Origin of the sequence: Arthrobacter sp. TS-15, from assembly GCF_006964045.1 — a bacterium.
GTDB lineage: Bacteria > Actinomycetota > Actinomycetes > Actinomycetales > Micrococcaceae > Arthrobacter.
This window is the reverse complement of the sequence record NZ_SDXQ01000050.1, coordinates 71,639-95,783: the sequence shown is the minus strand read 5'-3', so window position 1 is coordinate 95,783 and position 24,145 is coordinate 71,639. Positions and strand designations below refer to the sequence as shown.

At 63.3% G+C, this 24,145-nt stretch carries 20 protein-coding genes, 1 tRNA gene and 1 pseudogene; 11 read left to right on the top strand and 11 right to left on the bottom strand.

Annotated elements, in window-relative coordinates; genetic code table 11:
• Positions 1-343, bottom strand: a pseudogene (locus tag EU811_RS20120) (hypothetical protein); the annotation flags it as partial.
• 209 nt (positions 344-552) lie between these two features.
• On the opposite strand from EU811_RS20120, the gene EU811_RS20115 reads away from it, so the two are divergent.
• A complete protein-coding gene (locus tag EU811_RS20115) occupies positions 553-2,214 on the top strand; it encodes an ABC-F family ATP-binding cassette domain-containing protein (protein ID WP_142940065.1) in 1,662 nt (553 codons plus the stop codon).
• 3 nt (positions 2,215-2,217) lie between these two features.
• A complete protein-coding gene (locus EU811_RS20110) occupies positions 2,218-4,131 on the top strand; it encodes an ABC transporter ATP-binding protein (protein WP_142940064.1) in 1,914 nt (637 codons plus the stop codon).
• A 22-nt stretch (positions 4,132-4,153) separates the two neighbouring features.
• Here EU811_RS20110 and EU811_RS20105 read toward each other — a convergent pair whose 3' ends face one another.
• The 3 genes from EU811_RS20105 to EU811_RS20095 all read right to left on the bottom strand — a co-directional run bounded on the left by EU811_RS20105 (position 4,154) and on the right by EU811_RS20095 (position 5,096).
• Positions 4,154-4,567 (bottom strand): NUDIX hydrolase, encoded by a 414-nt coding sequence (locus tag EU811_RS20105; protein ID WP_142940063.1) that lies wholly within the window; start codon positions 4,565-4,567, stop codon positions 4,154-4,156.
• A complete protein-coding gene (locus EU811_RS20100) occupies positions 4,564-5,022 on the bottom strand; it encodes a DUF6314 family protein (RefSeq protein ID WP_142940062.1) in 459 nt (152 codons plus the stop codon). Before EU811_RS20100 ends, EU811_RS20105 begins: the two co-directional genes overlap by 4 nt.
• Before the next feature lies 1 nt (position 5,023).
• A tRNA-Arg gene (locus EU811_RS20095) sits at positions 5,024-5,096 on the bottom strand.
• Between the two features lie 108 nt (positions 5,097-5,204).
• Here EU811_RS20095 and EU811_RS20090 point away from each other — a divergent pair.
• On the top strand, positions 5,205-6,002 hold the full coding sequence (locus EU811_RS20090) for a hypothetical protein (RefSeq protein ID WP_142940061.1): 798 nt from the start codon (positions 5,205-5,207) through the stop codon (positions 6,000-6,002).
• A 61-nt stretch (positions 6,003-6,063) separates the two neighbouring features.
• Here EU811_RS20090 and EU811_RS20085 read toward each other — a convergent pair whose 3' ends face one another.
• Positions 6,064-6,690, bottom strand: a complete 627-nt coding sequence (locus EU811_RS20085; protein ID WP_142940060.1) for a hypothetical protein — start codon at positions 6,688-6,690, stop codon at positions 6,064-6,066.
• A 33-nt stretch (positions 6,691-6,723) separates the two neighbouring features.
• Between EU811_RS20085 and EU811_RS20080 the strand changes: the two genes are divergently transcribed.
• The 5 genes from EU811_RS20080 (at position 6,724) to sucD (ending at position 13,256) form a co-directional block, all read left to right on the top strand.
• Positions 6,724-7,569, top strand: a complete 846-nt coding sequence (locus EU811_RS20080) for an inositol monophosphatase family protein (RefSeq protein ID WP_142940059.1) — start codon at positions 6,724-6,726, stop codon at positions 7,567-7,569.
• A gap of 78 nt (positions 7,570-7,647) precedes the next feature.
• On the top strand, positions 7,648-10,194 hold the full coding sequence (gene pcrA, locus EU811_RS20075) for a DNA helicase PcrA (RefSeq protein WP_142940058.1): 2,547 nt from the start codon (positions 7,648-7,650) through the stop codon (positions 10,192-10,194).
• A 14-nt stretch (positions 10,195-10,208) separates the two neighbouring features.
• Positions 10,209-10,907, top strand: a complete 699-nt coding sequence (locus EU811_RS20070) for a hypothetical protein (RefSeq protein ID WP_142940057.1) — start codon at positions 10,209-10,211, stop codon at positions 10,905-10,907.
• 264 nt (positions 10,908-11,171) lie between these two features.
• Complete coding sequence (gene sucC, locus EU811_RS20065; RefSeq protein WP_011773779.1) at positions 11,172-12,341, top strand: ADP-forming succinate--CoA ligase subunit beta; 1,170 nt, start codon at positions 11,172-11,174, stop codon at positions 12,339-12,341.
• Positions 12,342-12,353: 12 nt separating this feature from the next.
• On the top strand, positions 12,354-13,256 hold the full coding sequence (sucD, locus tag EU811_RS20060; RefSeq protein ID WP_062070672.1) for a succinate--CoA ligase subunit alpha: 903 nt from the start codon (positions 12,354-12,356) through the stop codon (positions 13,254-13,256).
• 140 nt (positions 13,257-13,396) lie between these two features.
• On the opposite strand, the gene EU811_RS20055 is transcribed toward sucD, so the two are convergent.
• A complete protein-coding gene (locus EU811_RS20055; RefSeq protein ID WP_142940056.1) occupies positions 13,397-16,315 on the bottom strand; it encodes a chitobiase/beta-hexosaminidase C-terminal domain-containing protein in 2,919 nt (972 codons plus the stop codon).
• A 193-nt stretch (positions 16,316-16,508) separates the two neighbouring features.
• On the opposite strand from EU811_RS20055, the gene EU811_RS20050 reads away from it, so the two are divergent.
• A complete protein-coding gene (locus tag EU811_RS20050) occupies positions 16,509-17,642 on the top strand; it encodes an LOG family protein (protein ID WP_165450216.1) in 1,134 nt (377 codons plus the stop codon).
• 4 nt (positions 17,643-17,646) lie between these two features.
• On the opposite strand, the gene EU811_RS20045 is transcribed toward EU811_RS20050, so the two are convergent.
• The 3 genes from EU811_RS20045 to EU811_RS20035 all read right to left on the bottom strand — a co-directional run bounded on the left by EU811_RS20045 (position 17,647) and on the right by EU811_RS20035 (position 20,852).
• A complete protein-coding gene (locus EU811_RS20045) occupies positions 17,647-18,648 on the bottom strand; it encodes a matrixin family metalloprotease (RefSeq protein ID WP_142940055.1) in 1,002 nt (333 codons plus the stop codon).
• Positions 18,649-18,714: 66 nt separating this feature from the next.
• A complete protein-coding gene (locus EU811_RS20040; protein ID WP_142940070.1) occupies positions 18,715-19,551 on the bottom strand; it encodes a matrixin family metalloprotease in 837 nt (278 codons plus the stop codon).
• Positions 19,552-19,694: 143 nt separating this feature from the next.
• Complete coding sequence (locus EU811_RS20035) at positions 19,695-20,852, bottom strand: VIT1/CCC1 transporter family protein (protein ID WP_142940069.1); 1,158 nt, start codon at positions 20,850-20,852, stop codon at positions 19,695-19,697.
• Positions 20,853-21,078: 226 nt separating this feature from the next.
• Between EU811_RS20035 and EU811_RS20030 the strand changes: the two genes are divergently transcribed.
• Complete coding sequence (locus tag EU811_RS20030; RefSeq protein WP_142940054.1) at positions 21,079-21,270, top strand: hypothetical protein; 192 nt, start codon at positions 21,079-21,081, stop codon at positions 21,268-21,270.
• On the opposite strand, the gene EU811_RS20025 is transcribed toward EU811_RS20030, so the two are convergent.
• Together EU811_RS20025 and EU811_RS20020 are read right to left on the bottom strand one after the other, a co-directional pair.
• A complete protein-coding gene (locus tag EU811_RS20025) occupies positions 21,267-21,464 on the bottom strand; it encodes a hypothetical protein (protein ID WP_238703478.1) in 198 nt (65 codons plus the stop codon). The genes EU811_RS20030 and EU811_RS20025 overlap by 4 nt on opposite strands.
• A gap of 225 nt (positions 21,465-21,689) precedes the next feature.
• Positions 21,690-23,207 (bottom strand): sodium:solute symporter, encoded by a 1,518-nt coding sequence (locus EU811_RS20020; RefSeq protein WP_187697267.1) that lies wholly within the window; start codon positions 23,205-23,207, stop codon positions 21,690-21,692.
• A 266-nt stretch (positions 23,208-23,473) separates the two neighbouring features.
• Here EU811_RS20020 and EU811_RS20015 point away from each other — a divergent pair, with 266 nt between their 5' ends.
• A complete protein-coding gene (locus tag EU811_RS20015) occupies positions 23,474-24,049 on the top strand; it encodes a helix-turn-helix domain-containing protein (protein WP_024819844.1) in 576 nt (191 codons plus the stop codon).
• Positions 24,050-24,145: the final 96 nt, after the last annotated feature.

Below are 24,145 nucleotides of genomic sequence, written 5' to 3'. Positions count from 1 at the left end.
GTTCCGAAAGGCGCGGGGCGGGGGCGGAGCCGGGTTCGCTGCGGTCAACTACTGCTCGCAGCAGGTCGATAGTGGCCACCTGGCTGACGAGCTCGCAGGGCGTGGGGGGAATGGGATCGCCCCGAAGATCGGCGTAAAGGTCAAAAGTGGACAGGGCCTGTACCGGATTGATGTTGAAGCCGCGGCTGATACTCACCAAGGTGGATTCGGCAACTTTGCCGCGGACCAGCTGTTGGGCCAACGTTGTCCGCTTGATGCCCGCGATCCTGCAGACGTCAGCGGTGCTGGCATCGGGTGCAACACCATGAAGCCAGCGCTGGAACGCCTTGGACTGTAAGGGCATGGAGAACTTTCCTGGATGGGCCGCGAAGGCAAAGACACGATGAGACCTAAGTGGGAGTACGAAACGATTTTACGCCGACGCCACATTGAATTATGCTTGATGATTGAACCCGCTGGTCCGTACACCCCCCAAGTCCGGACCAGCGGGTTTTTCCATGCCCGCGGGAATCGCGGCCTGAATTTCTGCGTTCCCTTGCTGGAGGATAGACAATGACTGCAACTTTGGTGGCCAAGGATCTTGCCGGTGGTCATGGCCACCGCACGCTTTTCGCGGACCTCTCCCTGACCGTTGCGCCGGGCGATGTTGTGGGCGTGGTGGGAGCTAACGGTGCTGGTAAATCCACGCTGCTTCGCATCCTGGCAGGAGTGGACCAGCCGCAGGCTGGGACCGTCAGCCTTGCGCCCTCGGATGCTTTTGTGGGCTGGTTGCCGCAGGAACATGAGCGCACCGGCGGCGAAACAATCGCCGCCTACATTGCCAGGCGAACCGGCTGTGCCCAGGCGACAACCGAGATGGAATCCACCGCCGAAGCCCTTGGCTCGGGAGCTCCCGGAGCTGACGACGCGTACTCGTTGGCCTTCGATCGGTGGATGGCTTCTGGTGCTGCCGACCTGGAGGACCGGATCCCGGCCGTGCTGGCGGACCTCGGCCTGGACCTCGGCGCCGATGCCCTGATGACGGGGCTTTCCGGCGGGCAGGCTGCACGCGTGGCTTTGGCCGCTCTGCTGCTTAGCCGCTTCGACGTCGTCCTTTTGGACGAACCCACCAACGACCTCGACCTTGACGGACTCGCCCGACTGGAGGCCTTCGTCCAAGGCCTGCGGGGTGGTGTCATCCTGGTGTCGCACGACCGCGAATTCCTGGCCCGCTGCGTCACCACCGTGGTGGAGCTGGACCTCGCCCAGAACTCCGTAGCCGTCTACGACGGCGGTTATGAAGCGTTCCTCGAAGAACGCGCCGTGGCCAAGCGCCACGCCCGGGAACGGTACGAAGAGTTCGCCAACACCAAGGCCGACCTCGTCTCCCGGGCACGCACCCAGCGCGAGTGGAGCTCCCAAGGCGTCCGGAACGCGATGAAGAAGAACCCGGACAATGACAAGATCCGGCGCGCAGCGAGCAGTGAATCGTCCGAGAAACAGGCACAGAAAGTCCGCCAGATGGAGTCCCGCATCGCCCGGCTCACCGAGGTGGAAGAACCTCGCAAAGAGTGGCAGCTGCAGTTCAGCATCGGCCAGGCACCCCGCTCAAGTGCCGTCGTCGCCACTTTGCGCAACGTCATCGCGCGCCAAGGCGACTTCACCCTGGGTCCGGTGAACCTGCAACTCAACGGCGGCGAGCGGATCGGCATCACCGGACCGAACGGTGCCGGCAAGTCAACGCTGTTGCGCCTGCTGCTGGGGACCCAGGAACCGGACGACGGCGAGGCCTCCATGGGTGCCTCCGTGGCCATTGGCGAAATCGACCAGGCGCGCGGACTGCTCGACGGCGGGCGGCACCTTGGCGACGCCGTTGAAGCTGTGCTGGTGGACTGGAACAGTGCAGATGTCCGCACCCTGTTGGCCAAATTCGGCCTCAAAGCCGACCACACGTCCCGGACGGTGGACTCGTTGTCCCCCGGGGAGCGGACCCGTGCTGCGCTTGCGTTGCTGCAGGCCCGCGGCGTGAACCTGCTGGTGCTGGACGAGCCCACCAACCATTTGGATCTTCCGGCCATTGAGCAATTGGAGGAGGCCCTGGAAAGCTACGAAGGCGCACTCCTGTTGGTCACCCATGATCGCCGTTTATTGGAAAACGTTCGGCTCGATTCGCGCTGGCACCTGGAAAACGGCCAAGTGCAAGAGCTTCATCACACCCCAAGCCAGGAGAAGTAACCCATGAGCATGGACCGCGTGGCCTGGAGCTCGCTGTACAACATCACCACTGCCAAGAGCGGTTCCAAGCCGTTCTCCAAGGAAACCCTGAAACGGGTCATGGCTTTCGCTGCGCCGCATAAGGGCAAACTCATCGCCTTTGTGATCGCTTCGATCGCGGGTGCTTTCCTGGCTGTGGCTACTCCCGTGCTGGCTGGCCAGGTGGTGGATGCCATCATTGCCAACGCCGGCGTGGGCACGGTGATCTGGTTGGCGGTCCTGATTGCCATCGTCGCCGTGGGCGAGGCGGGTGTGGGCTTGGTGACCCGGTGGTTGTCCTCGATCATCGGCGAGGGCGTCATTGTTGACCTTCGCACGCGCGTGTTCGATCACGTGCAGCGCATGCCCATCGCGTTTTTCACCCGAACACGGACCGGTGCCTTGGTCAGCCGCTTGAACAACGACGTCATCGGGGCGCAGTCCGCCTTCGCCGGCACCTTGTCAGGTGTGGTCAGCAATGTGGTGGCCCTGGTCCTCACGCTGGTGGTCATGCTGAACACGTCCTGGCTTGTGACTGTGCTGGCCATGGTGCTGCTGCCGATCTTCCTGATCCCAGCAAGGCGGATGGGCTCCAAACTGGCGGACCTCCGCCGCGAAGCTGCCGCGCACAACGCCGCCATGGGAACCCAGATGACGGAGCGGTTCTCCGCCCCGGGAGCCACGTTGGTGAAGTTGTTCGGCCGCCCGGATGAAGAATCCCGGGAGTTCGCCGAGCGTGCCGGCAGGGTCCGGGATATTGGCGTCCGGACTGCCATGCTGCAGTTCACCTTCGTGACGGCCCTGACGCTGGTCTCTGCCCTGGCGCTCGCCTTGGTCTACGGTTTGGGCGGTTGGCTGGCAATCGGTGGGCAGCTCGCACCCGGCGATGTTGTGGTGCTCGCACTTCTTCTGACAAGGCTCTACGCTCCGCTGACGGCGCTCTCCAACGCCCGCGTGGAAATCATGAGTGCTTTGGTCAGCTTCGAGCGGGTGTTCGAAATTCTGGACCTAAAGCCGCTGATCACCCAGAAACCGGACGCTGTTTCCGTGCCCGCAGGCCCCGTTGCCGTGGAATTCGATGACGTCCGTTTCTCCTACCCCTCGGCCGAAAAGGTGTCGCTGGCTTCCCTTGAGGACGTGGCCACCTTGGATACCCGGGGCGGGGAGGAAGTCTTGCACGGAGTCAGTTTCAGGGTTGAACCTGGGCAGACTGTTGCCTTGGTGGGTTCCTCAGGTGCCGGCAAGTCCACGGTGGCGCAGCTGCTCTCGCGCCTGTATGACGTCGACTCCGGCGCCGTGCGCCTCGGGGGGCAGGCACCTGGAACAGGCGTGGACATTCGCGACCTCAGTTTCGACTCCCTGCGCGACACCATTGGCATGGTCACCCAGGACGGCCACCTCTTCCACGAAACCATCGCCTCCAACCTGCGCCTCGCCCGGCCGGATGCCACCGAGGACGACATGTGGGATGTGCTCCGGCGGGCACGCCTGGAGCCCATGATCCGGTCTCTGCCCGATGGCTTGGAAACAGTGGTGGGGGAGCGCGGCTACCGTCTCTCCGGTGGTGAACGCCAACGGCTCACCATTGCACGGTTGCTCATCAAGCAGCCCCGTGTTGTGATCCTCGACGAAGCCACGGCAGCCTTGGACTCCACCAATGAAGCCGCCGTCCAAGCGGCCTTGGGCGAGGCACTCGAGGGGCGCACCGCCGTCGTGATTGCGCACCGCTTGTCCACCATCCGTGCCGCAGACGCCATCCTGGTGGTTGAGGACGGCAGGATCGTGGAGCGTGGCACGCACGCTGAGCTGCTTGCTGCGGATGGACGCTACGCGGAGCTCTACCAAACCCAGTTCGCTGAGGCCACCGCTGTGGCGCAGGAAGCGGTCCCGGAGCTGTAGCGCTTGGCTGTAAACGCTGCCCCTACGTGGGCGGGGTCAGCAGCGGGATGACGTGGTCCGTCAGCAGCGGTGCCAGGTCGGTGGGCAGCGGCGCGTCCAGGTCCAGCCAGCGGATCTCCGCGATTTCCGCTGAAGGATGCGCGTCCCACGTTCCGGGGGCCGTGAAGACCGTTGCCTCGATATTGGTCGCGGCCTCGTTGGCTGCCTCAGCCAACCACACCCCGAGCGGCTCGAGGACGCCCGGCGGAACCTCGATGCCGACTTCCTCCAAGAGCTCCCGGGAGGCAGCCTCAGCAGCGGTTTCCCCTGGCTCGGGTTTGCCTCCGGGATGCATGAACTTGTCCGTGCCACGCTTGCGGACGGTCAACAAATGGCCTTCCTGGTTGTAAACGCACACCGCGCTCACAACGATCAGGTCCGTGCCGGTTCCACTCATGGTTGCCTCCCGGCGTCGATCCGGACCAAGTGCGATTCAAGCAACAGATCCTTGGCTGGCCCGCGGACATCCCACGTGAAACTGAACGAGTCCGGGCCCTCACGGACGTACTTAACACGGTAATCGTCGGGGTCGCACCAGTGCTTATCCTGGTTGCCTTCTTCGGCGAAGCTCATCACATGGAACGGGCGGCCGTCGGGGAAGAACACGTCCATCGAATCCGGGCTGGCTCCGGGTTTCAGGAGATACTCACGGAATGCCGGGCCTGAATGAGTAGGCCAGTGCATGGTTCCGTCTTCGCGGTAGTCCAGGCCGCCGTCGGGGTTCTTCACGTAGCGCACGACGCCGGAAAAGGTTCCGTTGGTGCCGGACGTCCGGTCCAGGAGGGTCCGCTCCACGCGCCAGCTGCCGGCCAGGTAGGCCTGCAAGTCCTGGGTGGGCTGCTGGTGGTTCAAGTGCCCTCGATTGGAATCGAACCAACGACACCGGCTTTAGGAGAGCCGTGCTCTATCCACTGAGCTACGAGGGCCTGTGCGTCCATGACTCTGAATCCCACTGCTGGAGCTCAAGGGCCCGGACACGACTACAAGCATACAAGCTGCCGGGGCGCTGCCCGAACACCGCTAGGCTGACGTTCATGAAAGGGCACGTCACTGCACCGGCAACAGCTGGATCCTTCCGTCCGAATACCCGCAGCATCAGGGCGAACATCGGAGGGTGGGCGCAACTGAGTGTGGTCCAGTACTTCGTGGCTGAAGCCGCTGTGATCGATGCCTGGGCAGGCCCGGAGCCGTACAGCAGGGCCACGGGATTCATCAGCGACCTCGGGGCAGTCTCTTGCGGCATTTATGAGGACAGGGCCGTGTGCTCGCCGCTGCATCTGCTGATGAATGCCTCGTTCGTGGTTCAGGGCTTGGCGTTGGTCCTTGGCTCGCTGTTCCTGACAGCCGGGCTCTTGAGCGTAGCTGCGCGGCCCGGCGTGCAAGCCCGGCGATTCCGGGCTGTTTCGGAGGGTTCCCTTCCTGCACGCGTCCTGACCGTGCCCTGGATCTTGGCCGTTGCTATCCGGATTCTCACCGCTGTTGCGGGGGTAGGAACGGTAATTGTGGGTCTGGTTCCGGAGGACTTGGGCTCTCCCTGGCATTTCGCCGGCGCTTTGATGTACTTCATCGCCGGCGGCTTTGCCCTCCTGCTGTTGGGAGTCCTGTGGTTCCGGCAAACCCCGATCAGTTGGTTCCTCGCTGCGTGCGGGCTGACGTGCATTGGGGCACTCGTGATCGGCGCAATCACGGGAATGGACGTGCCGCAGCCGGGATTGCTGGAGAGGTTCATGGGCTACCCGGTGACCATTGGCCTGGCAGCTGCGGGCCTGGTAATTGCCCAGCGTACGCACACGGAACGGAAACTGGCGCGGGCAGGGGCGGGTGCGCGCTGAGTCTTGTTGGCCGGGGCCGGGTGCGCTGGGCGGAAACGGGTGCGCCGCCGCGGACGAGTGGTCAGGCGGGCTTCGCACTCTTTCGTCCAAGGAACACGGCTACCACGCCGCACACCAGGCTGAGAAGGAACAGTACCCAAGACGCAACCGTGACTGCTGACGCCAACGCCACCGAACCGGCGTCGGGCGCTTCGGCAGCGAGCACCGAGTCGATGGCCACGTTGGACCACAGGTGAGCCACCGCGAACAGCAGGGGAGCGGCCCACAAGGCCCAACGCCATGACTTTCGCGCCACATTGGTGCCAATCAACAGGAGCCAGCTGAAACCGAAGATCAGCGGAAACAGTGTGCCGGCAGTCTTGTGGACGTAGTTGAGCTGGCCTCGGGCTGACTCGTCCATGGCCTCCCGGAGCTGGACGATGTAGTCCTGCGAGAATCCACCGATCAGCGAATCAGGCATGGCCAGGCCGCCGGAGAGCTGCGTCATCTGGTTCAAGGTGAGCAGGTGCAGGTACCAGAACAGGAACAGGCTGGCCACCACGCCCGCGATCACAATGAGCTTGGAGTTGCTCTGCGCCTTTTGCGGGGTGCGCTGCGTGGTGGTGTTGATCACGGGAGGCAGCGAGTGGTCGGGGACCACTGCCTTTGCTCCGTGCTTCTTGATGCGCTGGGCGGGTGTCTTGGCCATGTCATTCATTATCCCGCCACATAAGCTGGATCCATGACCACTGGCAGGCACACAGCAACTGAACTCGATCCATCACTGGATGACTACCAACTGGCCAGCGCCCTGGTTCGCGAAGCAGGCCAGCTGGCGCTGCTCATGCGGATGGGCGGGCTACAGGGTGAACGCAAGACCTCAGTGTCCGACGTCGTTACTGCGGCCGATCACGCAGCTGAGGCTTACGTCCTGGAACAGTTGCGGCGCTGCCGTCCCCAGGATGGCATTCTGGGCGAGGAGGGGGCCTCTGTTGCCGGCACGAGCGGCCGGACCTGGGTGATCGACCCCGTGGACGGCACCTACAATTTCCTGCACGGCTCCACGTACTGGTGCTCGGCCATCGCCCTTAAGCGCGGCGATGCAGACCACGGCGGTCACCCGGTTGCCGATCCCGAGGTGCTGCTGGGGGCCATCTATCAGCCCGAACTGGACAAGCTCTGGCTTGGCGGCCAAGATCGCCCGTCCACCCTGAACGACGAGCCGATTTCCGGTTTCGGTGACCTCCCCGTGAGCCAAATCTCCGCCGCCACCTACATCCATCCCACCTGGCTGGCGGACCCCCGCGCAGCAATGCCGTGGCACGCGGCTGCAGTTTCCGCGGCATCACTGCGCATGTTCGGCTCAGGTTCCTGCGACCTCGGCAGGGTTGCTGACGGGGAGCTCGGTTGCTGGTTCCAGCACAGTTGCCCGGAATGGGACTGGCTTCCCGGCAAAGCGATCGTCCGCGCGGCCGGCGGGGACACCGCCGTCGTGCAGGTCAACGGACTGAATTGGTTCGTGGCAGGAGGCCCGACGGCGGTCCGTGAGTTGAGCGCTGCCCTCACCTCTGTTCCCCAATTTGCGTAGGGCGTTTCGGAGGGCACCAGCACACCGGATCTGGCGCGACGTAGAGTGTCAGAGGCACCGCCTAGACTGGTAGGCACCATGGATATGTTGTTTGACCCCTACGCAGACGGACCCTTCAAAGCAGGCACCAAAGCCGCACTCAAGGCTGCCCCGGAGCTTTCCCCCTCCGGCGGTGGCTCCTCCGGGCCCCGCCTTCAGGAAGGCGCCGGCGAGTCAAAAGACCTTCCGGGCCAGGGTGCACCGGGAGGGTGGGACCACCACGGAACCCACGGCTTACCCACTGCCGATGCCCTGCTCCAGGGACTGAATCCACAGCAGGAAGAAGCTGTGAAACACGCCGGAAGCCCCCTGCTGATCGTTGCAGGCGCGGGCTCCGGCAAGACCCGTGTGCTCAGCAACAGGATCGCCTACCTCATTGCCACCAAGCGTGCCCATCACGGCGAAATCCTGGCCATCACCTTCACTAACAAAGCGGCGGCCGAAATGCGGGAACGCATCGAAGCCCTGGTGGGACCCCGGGCCAAGGGCATGTGGATCTCCACCTTCCACTCGTCCTGCGTACGTATCCTGCGCCGGGAAGCGGCCAACGTGGGCCTGAATTCCAACTTCTCCATTTACGACTCCGCTGATTCATTGCGCCTGATCACCCTGGTGGCCAAGAACCTGGACCTCGATCCCAAGAAGTTTGCTCCAAAGGCCATCCAACACAAGATTTCCGCGCTCAAGAACGAGCTCATCGATGCCGACTCCTACGTGTCCTCGGCAAACCATAACGACCCCTTTGAAAGCGCCGTTGCAGAGGTCTTCAAGGGCTACACGCAGCGTCTCCGGCAAGCCAACGCCATGGACTTCGATGACCTCATCGCCGAAACCGTGTACATGTTCAGGGCCTTCCCGGCGCTCGCGGAATCCTACCGGCGCCGTTTCCGGCACGTGTTGGTTGACGAGTACCAGGACACCAACCACGCCCAGTACGCACTGGTCAGGGAAATCGTGGGTTTGGGAACGGATACGGACGTTGCGCCCAGCGAACTGACTGTGGTGGGCGATTCCGATCAGTCCATTTATGCCTTCCGCGGCGCGGACATCCGCAACATCGTGGAGTTCGAGGCCGACTATCCGAACGCCCGCACCATCAAACTTGAGCAGAATTACCGCTCCACACAGAACATCCTCAGCGCCGCCAATTCGGTGATTTCCCGTAACCCGAACCGCCAGGAAAAGCGTTTGTGGACAGCGGAGGGAGACGGCGAGAAAATCGTTGGCTACGTGGGGGAGAACGAGCACGACGAAGCCCAGTTCATTGCCAAGGAAATCGACCGTCTGCAGGACGAGGACGGCTTGCGTCCCGGCGACGTCGCCATCTTCTACCGCACCAACGCGCAGTCACGCTCCATTGAGGATGTGCTGGTCCGGGTGGGCTTGCCCTACAAAGTGGTGGGCGGTACGCGCTTCTATGAGCGCAAGGAAATCAAGGATGCCCTGGCGTACTTGCGCGTCCTGGTGAACCCGGACGACGACGTCAACCTCCGCCGCGTATTGAACGAACCCAAGCGCGGGATCGGTGATCGCGCCGAGGGTGCAGTTGCCGCTTTGGCGGAGCGGGAACGCACGTCATTCATGGCCGCTGCACGTCGCGCCGACCAAGCTCCCGGAATGGCAACCCGCTCGGTCAACGCCGTCCTGGGCTTCGTGAAGCTGCTGGATGACCTCGCCGAGGTGGCGTCCGGCTCCGGCGCCGCTGCTGCCCTCGAAGCCGTCCTTGAACAGACCGGTTACCTGGCGGGCCTGCGCGCCAGCAACGACCCCCAGGACGAATCCCGCGTGGAGAACCTTGCCGAACTGGTGGCCGTGGTCCGGGAGTACGAGCGCGATAATCCGGACGGGTCCCTCGGCGAGTTCCTGGAGCAGGTCTCCTTGGTGGCAGACGCCGACCAGATCCCCGATGCCCCTGGTGCGGACATTGATGCCGCGGTGGCTGAGGCCAAGAGGATGGGCGTTGTCACGCTCATGACCCTGCACACAGCCAAGGGCCTGGAGTTCCCGGTGGTCTTCCTCACCGGCATGGAGCACGGAATCTTCCCGCACCAACGCTCGGCAACGGACCCCAAAGAACTCGCGGAAGAACGCCGCCTGGCCTACGTGGGCCTGACCCGTGCCCGCAAGCGCCTTTATGTCACGCGCTCTGAGGTTCGCAGCATGTGGGGCCAGAGCCAGTACAACCCCGCCAGCCAGTTCCTGGAAGAGATTCCCTCCGAACTTGTGGAGTGGAAGCGCGAAGGAATGAGTCGCCAGGCCGCAGGTGGCTGGGGGAGCGCCCCCATCGGGTCCAACCGCTACGGTGGTTCGTTCTGGGGTGCGGGCACATCCCGCGGTGCTGCCGCCAGCCCAACCGCAGGGTTCGACGCCGACGTCCCGGCCGCCGTCGTACGCAACAGGGTCCAGCCGCAAAAGGAAGTTATTTCCGTGGTGGCGGGGGACAAGGTCAACCACACAAGCTTCGGCAACGGAGTGGTCTTGGGCATCGAGGGTTCGGGGGACAAGACGGTGGCGAAGGTGAAGTTCGACGTCGGCGAAAAGCGACTTCTCTTGCGGTATGCGCCCCTGACCAAGTTGGATGCGTGAAATCGCACGGCATAATGAGGGGCATGCGACGGACTGTTGGGCCGATCCTGGCCGCCTTGATCATGGTGCTGGCGGCGGGATGCTCTTTCGCCACCAAAGATCCTGACTATGTGCCGCCGGCCCCGTTGCCGCCGCTTGAACAGCTCCAGCAGGTTCCCGTCACTGAGCAGACCACCTTGTCCGCGGGCGAGGATGTCACTGCTTTTGTCACGGCTGACAAGAACATTGTCTGCGCCATGACGTCCTCGCGGGGCGGGCACCTCAATCTCCCGTATGAGGCCAACTCATACTCGGATGCTGCCAACAACAAGTTCGCCGTTGTTCCCGTGGTCCACTGTGAACTGGCCAAGTATGCCGCACCGGAGCCCGACGACGTCGCTGACGATTGTGCGGGAATCGGCCTCGGATACCTGGGCGGGACGGTGCTCCTGACTCCGGAGAAGGCGGTGTACGGCTCATGTCGTTCCGGCGTAACACAAATGGAGTCGGAGTTCGGTCCGAAGGGCAGCCGGGAAGGTCCCATCTCCAAGCTCCGGGAGCTGGGGGAGGGGCAGAACATTGAGCGCAACGGTCTGCGGTGTTCGGCATACAACGGCGGCGTTGCTTGCGGAAATATCTCCGGGGGCGTGGCGTTCTTCGTCAATCGCGAGGGCTACCAGTTGATTTCCGACGGCGGGAAAAAGGTCTCGGGAAACCTGAAACTTGCGTCGTGACTGCTCTTGGATAGTGGGCGGGCGGCCCAAAAACCGCGTCATTCTGCGGGTTTTCTACAGTCGATAGAAGTGTAAGGTTACTCACTTAACAGGTAGTGTGTAGCTGGCGGGACTCCTCAAAGGGCTAAAGTTCCGAGAGGACCTTACGCAATGTGACCGGCTTCAATCCTGGTTGTTACCGCGTACTTTCCGCAGCTGGCTATCGCGGTCATCGCGGTTCCCGGCTGAACAGAAAACTACTTCGACGTAGAAGGACACTAAACCGTGGACCTGTTTGAATATCAGGCGCGCGATATGTTCGAAGCGCACGGTGTACCCGTGCTCGCCGGCATCGTGGCGCACACTCCTGAAGAAGCAAAGGCAGCTGCCGAGAAGATCGGCGGCGTAACTGTCGTCAAGGCACAGGTTAAGGTTGGTGGCCGCGGCAAGGCTGGCGGCGTCAAGGTTGCCAAGACTGCCGAAGAGGCACTTGAGCACTCCACCAACATCCTGGGCATGGACATCAAGGGCCACACCGTCAACAAGGTGATGATCGCCCAAGGTGCTGACATTGCCGAAGAGTTCTACTTCTCGGTCCTCCTGGACCGCGCCAACCGTAACTACCTGGCCATGTGCTCGGTTGAGGGCGGCATGGAGATCGAACAGCTTGCCGTGGAGCGTCCCGAGGCCCTGGCCAAGATCGCCATCGACCCCGCAGTGGGCATCGACCAGGCCAAGGCTGACGAGATCGTCGCAGCTGCAGGTTTCGCTGAAGAACTGCGCGGCAAAGTGGCCGACGTCATTCTGAAGCTCTGGGACGTCTTCAAGAAGGAAGACGCAACCCTGGTTGAGGTCAACCCGCTGGTCCGCACCGGCGCCGGCGAGATCGTTGCCCTCGACGGCAAGGTCTCCCTGGATGAGAACGCTGACTTCCGCCACGTGCACCACGCGCACCTGGAAGACAAGGATGCAGCTGACCCGCTGGAGGCCAAGGCCAAGGCCCAGGACCTCAACTACGTCAAGCTGGACGGCGAAGTAGGCATCATCGGCAACGGCGCCGGTCTTGTGATGTCCACCCTCGACGTCGTTGCATACGCTGGCGAGAACCACGGCAACGTCAAGCCCGCCAACTTCCTGGACATCGGCGGTGGAGCTTCCGCCGAGGTCATGGCCAACGGCCTCGACGTCATCTTGGGCGACTCCCAGGTCAAGAGCGTGTTCGTGAACGTCTTCGGTGGCATCACCGCCTGTGACGCCGTTGCCAAGGGCATCGTCGGCGCACTGGCTGAGCTGGGTTCCTCCGCGAACAAGCCGCTGGTAGTTCGCCTCGACGGCAACAACGTTGAGGAAGGCCGCCGCATCCTGACCGAGGCCAACCACCCGCTGGTTACCCTGGCCGCCACCATGGACGAGGGCGCCGACAAGGCCGCCGAGCTCGCCAACGCAGCTAAGTAAAGGGACGCGACAATGTCTATCTACCTCAACAAGGACTCCAAAGTCATCGTTCAGGGCATCACCGGCGGCGAGGGCACCAAGCACACCGCCCTCATGCTCAAGGCCGGCACCAACATTGTTGGTGGCGTCAACGCCCGCAAGGCCGGCACCACGGTCCTGCACGGCGATAAGGAAATCAACGTCTTCGGCACCGTCAAGGAAGCCATCGCTGAAACCGGCGCTGACGTCTCCATCGTCTTCGTACCCCCGGCATTCACCAAGGACGCCGTAGTTGAAGCCATCGAAGCCGGCATCGGCCTGGTAGTTGTCATCACCGAAGGCGTTCCTGTTCAGGACTCCGCCGAATTCTGGGCTCTCGCCCAGTCCAAGGTTGACGCTGACGGCAAGCAGATCACCCGCATCATCGGACCGAACTGCCCCGGCATCATCACCCCCGGCGAAGCACTGGTTGGTATCACCCCGGCGAACATCACGGGCAAGGGCCCCATCGGCCTGGTGTCCAAGTCCGGTACCTTGACCTACCAGATGATGTACGAACTCCGCGACCTCGGCTTCTCCACCGCGATCGGCATCGGTGGCGACCCCATCATCGGCACCACGCACATCGACGCCCTGGCTGCGTTCGAGGCTGATCCGGAGACCAAGGCAATCGTCATGATCGGCGAAATCGGTGGCGACGCTGAAGAGCGCGCAGCCGACTTCATCAAGGCCAACGTCACCAAGCCGGTTGTTGGCTACGTTGCAGGCTTCACCGCTCCGGAGGGCAAGACCATGGGCCACGCAGGCGCCATCGTCTCCGGCTCTGCAGGAACGGCACAGGCCAAGAAGGAAGCTCTCGAAGCTGCAGGCGTGAAGGTCGGCAAGACGCCGTCCGAAACCGCCACGCTGCTGCGCGAAGTTTACGCAACGCTCTAGGTTCTACAGCTAACTCACGACGACGGCCCGGCGCCTTCCCTACGGAAAGGTGCCGGGCCGTCGTCGTTCTTTTAAGTAGCTGACGCGAGCCGAAGAGTCTGGGGGAAAACTCCGACCCGCGCCAGGTCCGTGGGGGCTGGCTAGGCGATGATCTTCATGGCCTGCCAACCGGTGCCGAGGCTGATGGGCGGCACAGTGCTGAACGCTCCACTGCCTGTGCCCGGGTACAGCCACAGGGTGTCGCCGATGCGGCCTACGACGTCATTGCTGCCATCGCCGTTGAGGTCGCGGGGCCCGGCTATCGATGTTCGGTTGTCCCAACCCGTTGAGATTTGCTTCCACTGGAGCCATCCGCGGGTTCCGTTTCCGGGGTAGAGCCAGAGTGCACCCGTGTCCGAACGGCGCGCCAGCACATCTGCCTTTCCATCTCCATTAAAGTCCCCCGTGCTCAGAATTGCATTCATCACATTCCACCCGGATCCAATGGTGGTGGGAGTCCGCTGGCCGCCGGTTCCGTTGCCTTCGTAGAGCCGCAGCTCCCCGGAGCTCAGCCGGCCAATGAAGTCCGGAATACCGTCGCCGCTGAAGTCGCCGGGAGAGAACAGCTGGCTCATGGTGCTCCAGCCGGTGCTGACCTGTACCCGGGCTCCGAAACTGCCGGCACCGTTGCCCGGGTAGAACCACACGACGTCTCCGGCGCGGGCCAGGAGGTCATTCTTGCCGTCCCTGTTGAAGTCGCCGGGGGTGATGGTTTCGTTGACGGTGGACCACGCCGGTGCCGCCAGGGCCACCTGGCGTTCCGATAGCCCGCCCGCACCGTCACCGGCGTACAAGTACAGATTTCCAGCGGTATCGGAGGCTAGGACATCGGCTTTGCCGTCACCGTTGAAGTCATGGGCCGACGGCGGTCCGGCTGCGGGCACGGTGTACGTCTGGTTGCCCACGGCTGAGGCGTTACCGGCAGTGTCCACCCCGATGTACTTCAGGTTCAGGGTTGAGGTGCCCATGAGAATCGGGGCCGAGTATTTGATGTTCGTTGCCGATTCCACCGCAGTGGGTGTGCTGCCATCGGTGGTGTAGTAGATGGCAGCCCCCGGCTCATTTGCGGTCAGGGTGATGGTTGCCCCGCTGGCCAGTGCCCGGCTGGTGGGGTTGGCTGTGACCACGGGGGCTGTGGTGTCCGGCGGCACCGTGTACGTCTGGGTGACGACGTCGGAGACGTTTCCGGCAGGATCCGTGGCGGAGTACTTCAGTGTCATCGGGCCCGGGCCGTCGAAGGTGATCGGTGCCGAGTACACCACGCCGGCGGCCAAGGGGTCGGTACCATCTTTGGTGTATTTGATGACCGAATTCGCTTCATTGACCGTGAGGGTGATGGTGGTGCCGGGAGCGTACGCGCCGCCGGCAGGGTTGGCTGTGACCACGGGCTTGGTGACGTCAGGGCCTGTGGAATAGACCTGGGTGACCACTGCGGATGGGTTGTTCGCGGTGTCTACAGCGAAGTACTGCAGGGTCAGCGGCCCGTTCACCGTGAGGGGGGTGGCGTATCTGCTGCTGGCCGTGGTGGGTGTGGACCCGTCCACGGTGTAGTAGATGGTGGCCGGCTCGTTCACGGCAAGCGTGACCTTCTGTCCGACGTCGTACGTGCCGCCTGCCGGTGTGGCTGTGACCACGGGGGCAACAACATCGGCGGTGATATGCGCTTCGAATTCGGCCAGGCCCACGTTGGTGGTGGTACCGCTGACAGAACTGATGTTAAAACGTACGGAGCTGACGGTCCTGGCAGGAAAGTTGGTAGTCAATCCTGAGCCGTTGTTGGGCAGGGCAGCAACCGGGACGGTGGTGCCGTCAGAAAATGTGAGATTGCCGCCGGTGACGTGGTCGCTGGGCAAGGGACGGTCAAAGAGTGTCACTGCGTTGATGGTCCGGGCAGGGGAGAAGTTGTACTGGATCCAGCTACCGGCCTTGCCCCCGTTGGTGACCCACTCGCGGTTGGCATCCATGGGAGTGCCCCAGGCATATCCATCCCGCGCCTTCTCCGGACTTTGTGCGGAGGCCCTTTGAGAGGACGCTGACACCGTGGTTCCCGCCGATTTTGCTGCGTTCCCGGTCCACTCGATCGACGTGATGTACTGCCGCTTGAGCCAGTCGCTGTAAGGGGTGTCCGGGCAAACGGCTCCGCAGAGGTACTCATCAAACTCAGCGAAACGCCTGAAAGTGTTGACCTTGCTGGTCAGTTCGGCCCCTGTGACGTTCTGTGCGTACTCGTCAATCACGTACGCGTCGTAGGCGGAGGAAGTATGTGGTCCCGTGTAGGCGCGGGTGGCCAGCTGCCCGAACTTGGCTGCCGCCCAATGGTCGCTATGGTCATACGGGGTGGTGAAGTTGCCGGTCCAGTCCTGGGTCCGGAACGTGGTGGGCTTGTAGTTGGCCACGAGCCGGTTCAGCACACTCTGCAGTTGGGCTTTTGTGTACGTGGCAGATCCATCAACGGGGCGGATGGTGGAGATGCGGCCGTCCCACAGTTTGAGGATGCTCTGGCCGTTGTAACGGCTGCTGCCATTGCCGTTGGGGAAGCCATCCGGAAGCCGCAGGAAAACCACTGAGATATTCGGGGCGGCATTGAGCGTGTGAACGGTTAGTGGCCGCTCAGGAACGCCGGCGTCAGAAGCCGTCCAGGCGTTGGCTACCCCGGCCATCAGGGCATAACTCGACCGGATGCCGTCCTCCAGGCCACCCCAATAGGACTGTCCTTCACCGGCTTCCCCCGCTGTGATATAGACGGTCTGGACGCAGCGTTTTGCTTGAATGTCCCGCATGAAGTCCGGGCTGATGAAGATCAGGTCATCGTCGGTGTGCGCAACGATCATTTGGGCACCGCCTGTACCCGGACAGGGCGGTACTGCCGCCGAGGCGGGCATAGCCAGTCCGAACACCAGGGAGGAAAGGGCAACAGAAAGGCCCAGCAGGAATCCCAGGATTCGCCGGGCACATGAACGGGTGTCATTCAGTAGTAGTTGAGTATGACGACGAACGTATTTTGGACGGTCCACAACCATGCTCCTTGAGCAGATGTTGGGCCCCCCAGCCGGCAAACTTACGACGCCCCCAGGACGCCATGTCAGATTGAATTATTCACCGCCCCTCACGGGTCCCCCGCGTGAAAACGATGCAGTGAGCGCTACTGTACTCCCGCTGATGGGCCGTGGGTAGGGTTCCGGCAAACTTCCTTGCCAGCACTACGCTGAAACCATGAATCGCTCCGGATCCTTGAACCCGAGTCCCCGCACACTGGACGTCGAAAGTGTGGCCCACTTCAGCCACCTGGTCAGTGCGGGAGCCGGGTCCATGCACGGCTGGCACGCTCAGTCGCTGGACCTGCGAGGCCACGCACGGGACCTCAAAGCTTTGGACCCTGAAGGTGCGATCTTCCTGGGCTGCACCTTTGATGACGGGGTGGAGGAAAGCCTCCGACGGCGGGGAGCGCTCATCTTTCCCAAGCTTCACAATGTGCCGTTCAACCCCTACCGAAGCGGGGTCTACACAGCCGGGGAACTGTACTCGGACATTTCCTCCACGGAATACGAGTCCACCCTGGACGCCCGCGTTTACCAATGGAGCATCCTGCCCGGGCGACGAGGCAGCCTGGACGCCACCCTCGCCGCAGCCCTGCACGATCACGCAATCGGCGATGCCTTGGACGAGTTGCTGGAGCACGGCGCGCTCTCCGGCACCAGGGTGGTGGGCGTCATGGGCGGTCACGCGGCGCAGCGGGGGACCAAGGAATTCGCCGACGCCGCGCACCTGGGACGGTTGCTGGCCCAAGCCGGCTTTACAGTAGCCACGGGCGGTGGCCCCGGCGCCATGGAAGCGGCCAACCTTGGCGCCTACCTGAGCGGAGTCCCCGACGCCGACTCCACCGCTGCGCTTGAGGCCCTCGCTGCGGTGCCGGGATTCAGGCCCTCGGTGACGGCTTGGGCGCGGCAAGCAGCCGCCGTCGTCGAACGCTATCCGGACGGTACCCCAACGCTCGGTATTCCCACATGGTTTTACGGCCACGAGCCGCCCAATCTTTTCGCCACCCACATCGCCAAGTACTTCGCCAACGCTATCCGTGAAGCCATCCTGTTGGAGCTCTGCGACGGCGGCATTGTGTTCCTGCCGGGCGCGGCCGGAACGGTACAGGAGATCTTCCAGGACGCGTGCGAGAACTACTACGGAGCCCCTGAGACCATCACGTCCATGGTGCTGGTGGGACGCGAACACTGGGAACGGACATTTCCCGCCTGGCCCATGGTGCAGAGCCTCGCGGCCGGGAAACCGATGGCGGAGAAGATCTTCCTGGTGGACACGGTGGAGGAGGCCTTGGCGGTGCTTGCCCCGTAGGACCTCAGAAATCCTTGCTGCAAGGTCCCCTGCCCAGCTGGGCCAAGCCGGTGAGGTCGCCGGCAGCGTACCCGCGCACCCAGGAAGCTTGATCGAACATGAGCTGCCGGGGATCGTCCACGTGGTCCAGGCCCAGGAGATGACCGAGCTCGTGCATGATCACAGCGACGCCGATCTCCTCTCCGTTGGGAGCGTTCACGATCTCAGCGAACTGGGGAGCATCCAAGGACACCGTCCCGGTGACATACGCCTTGTAGCCATCGCTGAGGCCAATGGAAGAACTTCCGCCAAGCCCCACAGTCTGCCCGGTCAGGCGTGGCACCTGCTCCGGGGTGGTCCACGCAATGAGTACCGGTGCCCAGCGGTCGCCGTACCTTTCCGGCTGGTATCCGGACCTGGTGGGGGAGGGAACTTCGGAACTGGGGCCGTCATAGACGAACCTCAGTCCCGTAGCTGAACTGGCCTGCTCCACTGCCTCCACCACCAAAGGCTGCCACGAGGCCGGCGCGAGGTCCGAATTAACCACGTAGTGGATAGGCCTGCACGGCGAATAGGCCAGCGGGGTTCCGTCTTCTTTGACGGCCAGGAACTTATATGAGGAACTGGTGCGGTTGAGCGGGGCTGGTGTCCCCAGCGGCGCGTCCGCTTCTTCGAGTCCCGGGACGGGGTCCTGGCGTTGGCCAAAAGGAACCAATCCGGGCCGGGGAGCCTGGCTTTGCGTTGCGGACGGGCCATACAGGAACTGACGGAGTTCGCCGCTGAAGTAGGCTCCCGCGCACACCAGCGCCAGGACGCTGATGAGGAACATGATGGCCGCGATGCTGCTGTGCTTGATGGGCGGCCTGATCTGCGGAGGGTCCGGCGGGCGCTGGGAATGCGGGAGGTATTTCGGGCGAGGGGGATCGGGGTCCGGCCACTGGGGCGACCCGTAAGGTTCCATGGAACCCCCTGACGTGGAGGCCGCGACGGGAGGTGGGGCGCCGCCGTCGACCGTAGTGGCCAGCATAAGTCCCACTCCGCCGGGAGTCCATGGCGGGAGTCAACGCCGCGAATGCTTGAAGCGCGAAGCCGCTCAGATGTCCTTGCGGCAAGGCGCCGAGGCAAGAAGATGCAGGCCGTTCAGGTCTCCCGCCGCGAGTCCGTCGGGAGCCCCGATCTCCGGATACATGAGTTGGATGGGATCATCCACGTGATCCAGGCCCATCACGTGGCCCAGTTCGTGCTGCATGACTGCCAGGACGTAGTCGGCCCCGCCGGGGCTGGCAAGCAGTTCCGTGACCTGCGGGGTATCCAGCTCCAAGCTCCCCGTGATGTAACTTTTGGGGCCCTTATTGAGGGAGTACATGGTGCTGCCTCCGGTCCCGATGACGTTATCCGCCAGCGCCGGGGCCTCCGCCGGGGTGGTCCACGAGATCAGCAAGGGAGCCCACCGGTCACCGTATTTGGACGGCTGGTAGGGCTCGCGCCGGTCCACGGGCAACTCATCCGTGGTGCCGTCGTCAATGAACTGAATGCCCGACGCCGCAGAAATATTGGCCAGGGCAGTGGCCAGCAGGGCATCGGAGCCAACAGGCGCGGTGGCGTTGTTCACAACGTAATGAAGCGGGCGGCACGGCGAATAACCTACGGGCGTGCCGTCGTCGTTGGTGGCCAGGAACTTGTACGAGTCGTTGGTGGTGCCGGGGGCCGACGGGGAGGCCAGCGGGGCATCCGCCTCCTCAAGCCCCGGCGGTGGCGCGTCAGGGGCACGCCCCGGTTCTGCAACACCCGGTCCCTTTTGTGGGGCACCCGGAACGCTGACACCCGGGAACAGTGCGGTGATGCGGGGATCACCCTGCAGATATCCACTCACCAGAACAGCGACGATTGCGGCAATTCCGGCCATGAGGACACCGCGGAGAACCCGCACAGCTGTTGAACTGCGTCGGTGTTTTGGCGCACGTGTTGCTTCCCGCTCCGGGTCCACGGTTCTCCGTTCATGATGCCCTGGATCACGCGGGGCAGCGCGGAGGACGAACCAACATTACGTTCTGCGGGCCGAGCCGTCCAAACTTAGATGATAGTTGCCCCGAACACCAGGCCCAGCCCATAGGTTGCAGCTGCGGCTCCCAGGCCGATGGCCAGCTGACGCAGCCCGCGGCTCAGCGGCGAGGTTCCGGACAGCAAGCCGACGACGGCGCCCGTGGCCAGGAGCGCGATGCCCACCAGGACCCCGGCCACCATCAGGGCTGCAAGGCCCGTCATGCCGAAGATGAAGGGCAGGATAGGCACTATTGCACCTGAGGCGAAGAAGCAGAAGCTGGACAATGCCGCGCCCCATGCGGAGCCTACGGACTCGTGCTCGTCCGCCGGCGGTTTTTCCGGTTGCAAGGACAGGCTCGGATCGCAGTCGCAGCTGAACAAACCCATGCGCTCGGCCGCGCGGTGCTCCGCAGCTTCACGGGTCATGCCCCTGGCAAGGTACACCAGGACCAGTTCGTTGTGCTCAATATCCAACGAAGGCGCGGCAGTCAGTGTTGCCTGCGTGGGAAGCGTGGCGTTAAGGAGTTCGCGCTGGGAACGGACCGAGACATATTCGCCCGCGCCCATGGACAGCGCACCGGCCAACAAGCCTGCCACGCCACTCATCAGGACTACAGGGCTGGGTACACCGGTTGCTGCCATGCCCATCACCAACGAGAGGTTGCTGACCAGTCCGTCATTGGCGCCAAAGACTGCGGCGCGGAAGGTTCCGGAGAGCCTGTTGCGTCCGCGCGTGGCCAGGCCCCGGACAACTTCCTCGTGGATTTGTTCATCGGCAACCATGGCAGGCGTTGCTGCAGGCTCGGTGCCGTAGGGGGAACGACCCTCGGCGCGTTGGGCCAACGCCAGCACAAAGACCGAGCCGAAATTACGGGCAAGGAATCCCAGGAACTGGCTCCGGGCGGACGCTGCCTTGGGCATTCCGGCGTGCTCGCCAAGGAGCTTGAGCCAGTGGGCTTCGTGGCGGCCTTCAGCTTCGGCCAAGGCGAGCAGGATTTGGCGCTCCTCGCCGTCACGCCGCTGGGCAAGTTCGCGGTACACGGCGGCTTCGGCACGCTCATCGGCCAGGTACTGGCGCCACCGGCGGATGTCCGCGTTCGACGGAAGCGCGGCTGCTGATGCGGGGGCTGCTGAGTCGGGGGTGGGGTCCGGAGCGGGGCTCGACGAACTGTGGGATTCCTGGTGCATCTGCACTACGTCTCCTGTGCTGGGCACTTGTCTCCTGTGCTGGGTGGGGTAGTTGCGCCCCATTGCACGCCCCACACTACCGCTTATCCGCACGGATTTTTGGCCGGTATTCCTCAACTGGAATGTTCGGTGCACCGCAATTTCCTTCCATTCCTTGACCCTTGTTTGCGCCGGTGCTCAGATGGAAGGACACCGGCCAACCGGCCCACGAGACGGAGGTTGCACCATGAACACCACCGAATCACACGCCAACCACCCGGAACGGGCAACCATCGAGTCCGACCCGGCCTACGACTACGCCGAAGACCAGGAAGTGGACCAGCCCTGGGTTGAGGAAGTAGACGCCCCCGAGGACGACGAACGCGTGGTCCCCATCGACGAAACCGAAGAATTCCGCGAGGAGGACGAGGAACTCTAGGCCGGGTGGTCGCAGCTCAGCGTGAAGTGACGTTGGAGGCCTGCCCGCTTCCCGACGGCGGCAACAGTCACCGTCACCGTCCTTGACGCCTCACACCAGCGCGTTGGGCGGATGGCTTGGGCCAACGTCTGCGCGATCAACTGCGGCTGGGGATGCCTGAAGCGCCCGGTCCGGTCCTTTGTCGTGATGGTCACCATGCCTGTGAAGAGGTCGACGGCGGGAATCACCGGGACCGTGGGTGTGGCCGTTTTCGCCGGGGTTTCGGGTGTCTTCGTTGCGCGGCCCGTTCTGCGCCCTTTGTTCGCGCCTTATCGTGCAGAGCGGGCCACGCAACGCCTCCTCCGGGACGCAACAACGGCGACGCCGCCCCGGAAAGGGGAGGCGCCGCCGTCGAACTTTGCTTGTTTCTTTGTACCTGCCTACGAGGCGGGCGTGGTGACCTCTTCCTCTGCCACGCGTGTGCCCGCAACGCGGTCGGTCCAAGCCTTCATGACTGCCGGATCGGTGGGCTTGCTGGCGAGCGAAACCACCACATAGACCAGTGCCGAGGCGATCAGGCCATAGTAGATGGGCTCGTTGGCGTAGATGCCGTCCAGGGGAACTTCGGCGTTGATCTCGAGGATGATCATGGTGCCCAGGGTTACCACTGAACCGGCCGCCATGGACCATGCTGCAGCGATGCCCGTTCCGCGCTTCCACACCAGGCCACCGATGATGGCTACCAGCAGGCCGCCCACAAGGATGTCGTAGGCGATGGTCAGAGCGGCCACTACGTCCTTGGTGGAGATGGCGATGATGATGGCCACGATTCCCAGTCCGAGGACCCAGTAGCGGTTGGCCTTGACGTCGTGCTCAGGGTTGTCGGAATCGGAGGTGTCCACCTTCTTGCCGAACCAGCTGGCAACAAAAGGCATGACGTCTGCGCGGGCAACGGTGGCGGCAGCGATCAGCGCGCCGGAAGCCGTGGACATCATGGCTGCGACAGCTGCAGCGAGCACCAAGCCACCAATGCCGATGGGCAGCAGGCGGGTGGCAACTTCAGCGTAGACGTCATCCTTGGCGGCGATCTCCACACCGGAGAGGGCAACGCTGGCAGCCATGCCGATCAGGGCACCGGCAAAGCCGTAAAGGATGCAGTAGATGCCGGCGGTGGCCCCACCCCAGCGGGCAACCGTGGGGGTCTTGGCCGTAAAGACGCGCTGCCAGATGTCCTGGCCGATCAGCAGGCCCAGTGTGTAAACGACGAAGTAGGTGATGATCGTTTGGAGGCCGATGCCGCCGATATCGAAGAAGCTCTCATCGACGCGGGCGCGGATGCCGTCCAGGCCGCCAGCAGCGTTCAGGGCGAAGGGGAGCATCAGGAAGAAGATGCCCACCGTCTTGATGACGAACTGGACCTGGTCTGCCAAAGTGATGGACCACATGCCGCCGATGGTGGAGTAGACCAGGACGATTGCGCCGCCGATGGCGATGGCCAGCCAACGCTCCCAGCCGAAGAGGACCACGAAAATGGTGGCGTAGGCGCCGGTGGACGTGGCACACAGCATCAGTGTGTAGGCCAGCATGACGATGCCCGAGGTCTGGGTTGCGGTGCTGCCGTAACGGAGGGTCAGCATCTGGGAGACCGTGTAGATCTTGAGTTTCTGGATGGTCCCGGCGAACAGGAGGCTGAGCAGCAGCACACCCGAGCCGATGGCCACAACAAGCCACATGCCGGAGATGCCGAACTTGTAGCCCAGGCCGACGCCGCCCACGGTGGATGCGCCACCGAGGACCACTGCGGCCATGGTGCCGGTGTAAAGGAAGGGGCCCAGGCGGCGGCCTGCCACCAGGAAGTCGCTGTTGTTCTTGGTGCGGGACTTGCCCCACCAGCCGAATGCCAGCATGGCGAGCAGGTACACCACCACGATTGCGATGTTTATAGCCGATGATTCCATGAACGGTCCTTGGAGCTGATGCACTGAGGTTGGGGTTTTCGACGATACTCCTGCGAAGAGTCGAAGTCTCTGTGCTGATGATTGGAGATTGGGGAGGTGTTGTGTGCCTCACAGGCAACACTTGTTGCCTCTGAGGATATGTTGTGATGGGAGTAACAGTCAAGATCCTTTGGTCATGCTTCCGCGTATTCTGGCGTTCTTGGCCTGTCTCCCGGCTACTATTGCTCCAATGACAGGGCCACATGACAGGCCTGAAAGGTTCGTGAATGAAGGCTCTACCCGTTGAACCGAGCAATGTTCCCGTTGCCATCGGTTCCAGAATCCGCGCAGCCCGGCAAGCGCAGCGCCTCACCATCGAGCAAGTGGCGGACGCTACCGGTCTGACCAAGGGCTTCCTCAGCCGGGTGGAGCGGGACCTGACATCGCCGTCGGTTGCCTCGCTGGTCACTCTGTGCCAAGTGCTGTCCGTCTCCGTGGGCGACCTCTTCGCAGCTCCGGAGACACACCTGACCAAGCGCGACGACGGCCCCCGCATTTCCCTGGGCGGCCAGGGCATCGTGGAGCGTTTGTTGACCGCCCGCTCCGAGCGTCGCTTACAGATCCTGCAGGCCACCATCGAGCCACGTGGCCGCGGCGAAAACGAGCTCTACGCCGTGGACTGCGACGTCGATGTCCTGCACGTGGTCAAGGGACGGATCAAGCTCATCCTCACCAACGAGGAGTACGACCTCGAAGAAGGGGACACGCTCTCCTTCCCGGGCCGGGAACCCCACACTTGGATCAACCCCACGGACGAGACCGTTGAGGTGCTGTGGGTCCTGGTGCCGGCGGCGAGCCGCTAGCTTCACTCCCTGCGCTGCGCTCCCTCCCGGATCTCCGCACAGGCTAAGCGGAGCGCGCGAAATCCGGGGAGGAGCGCAGCCTGCGAGGGGACCAAC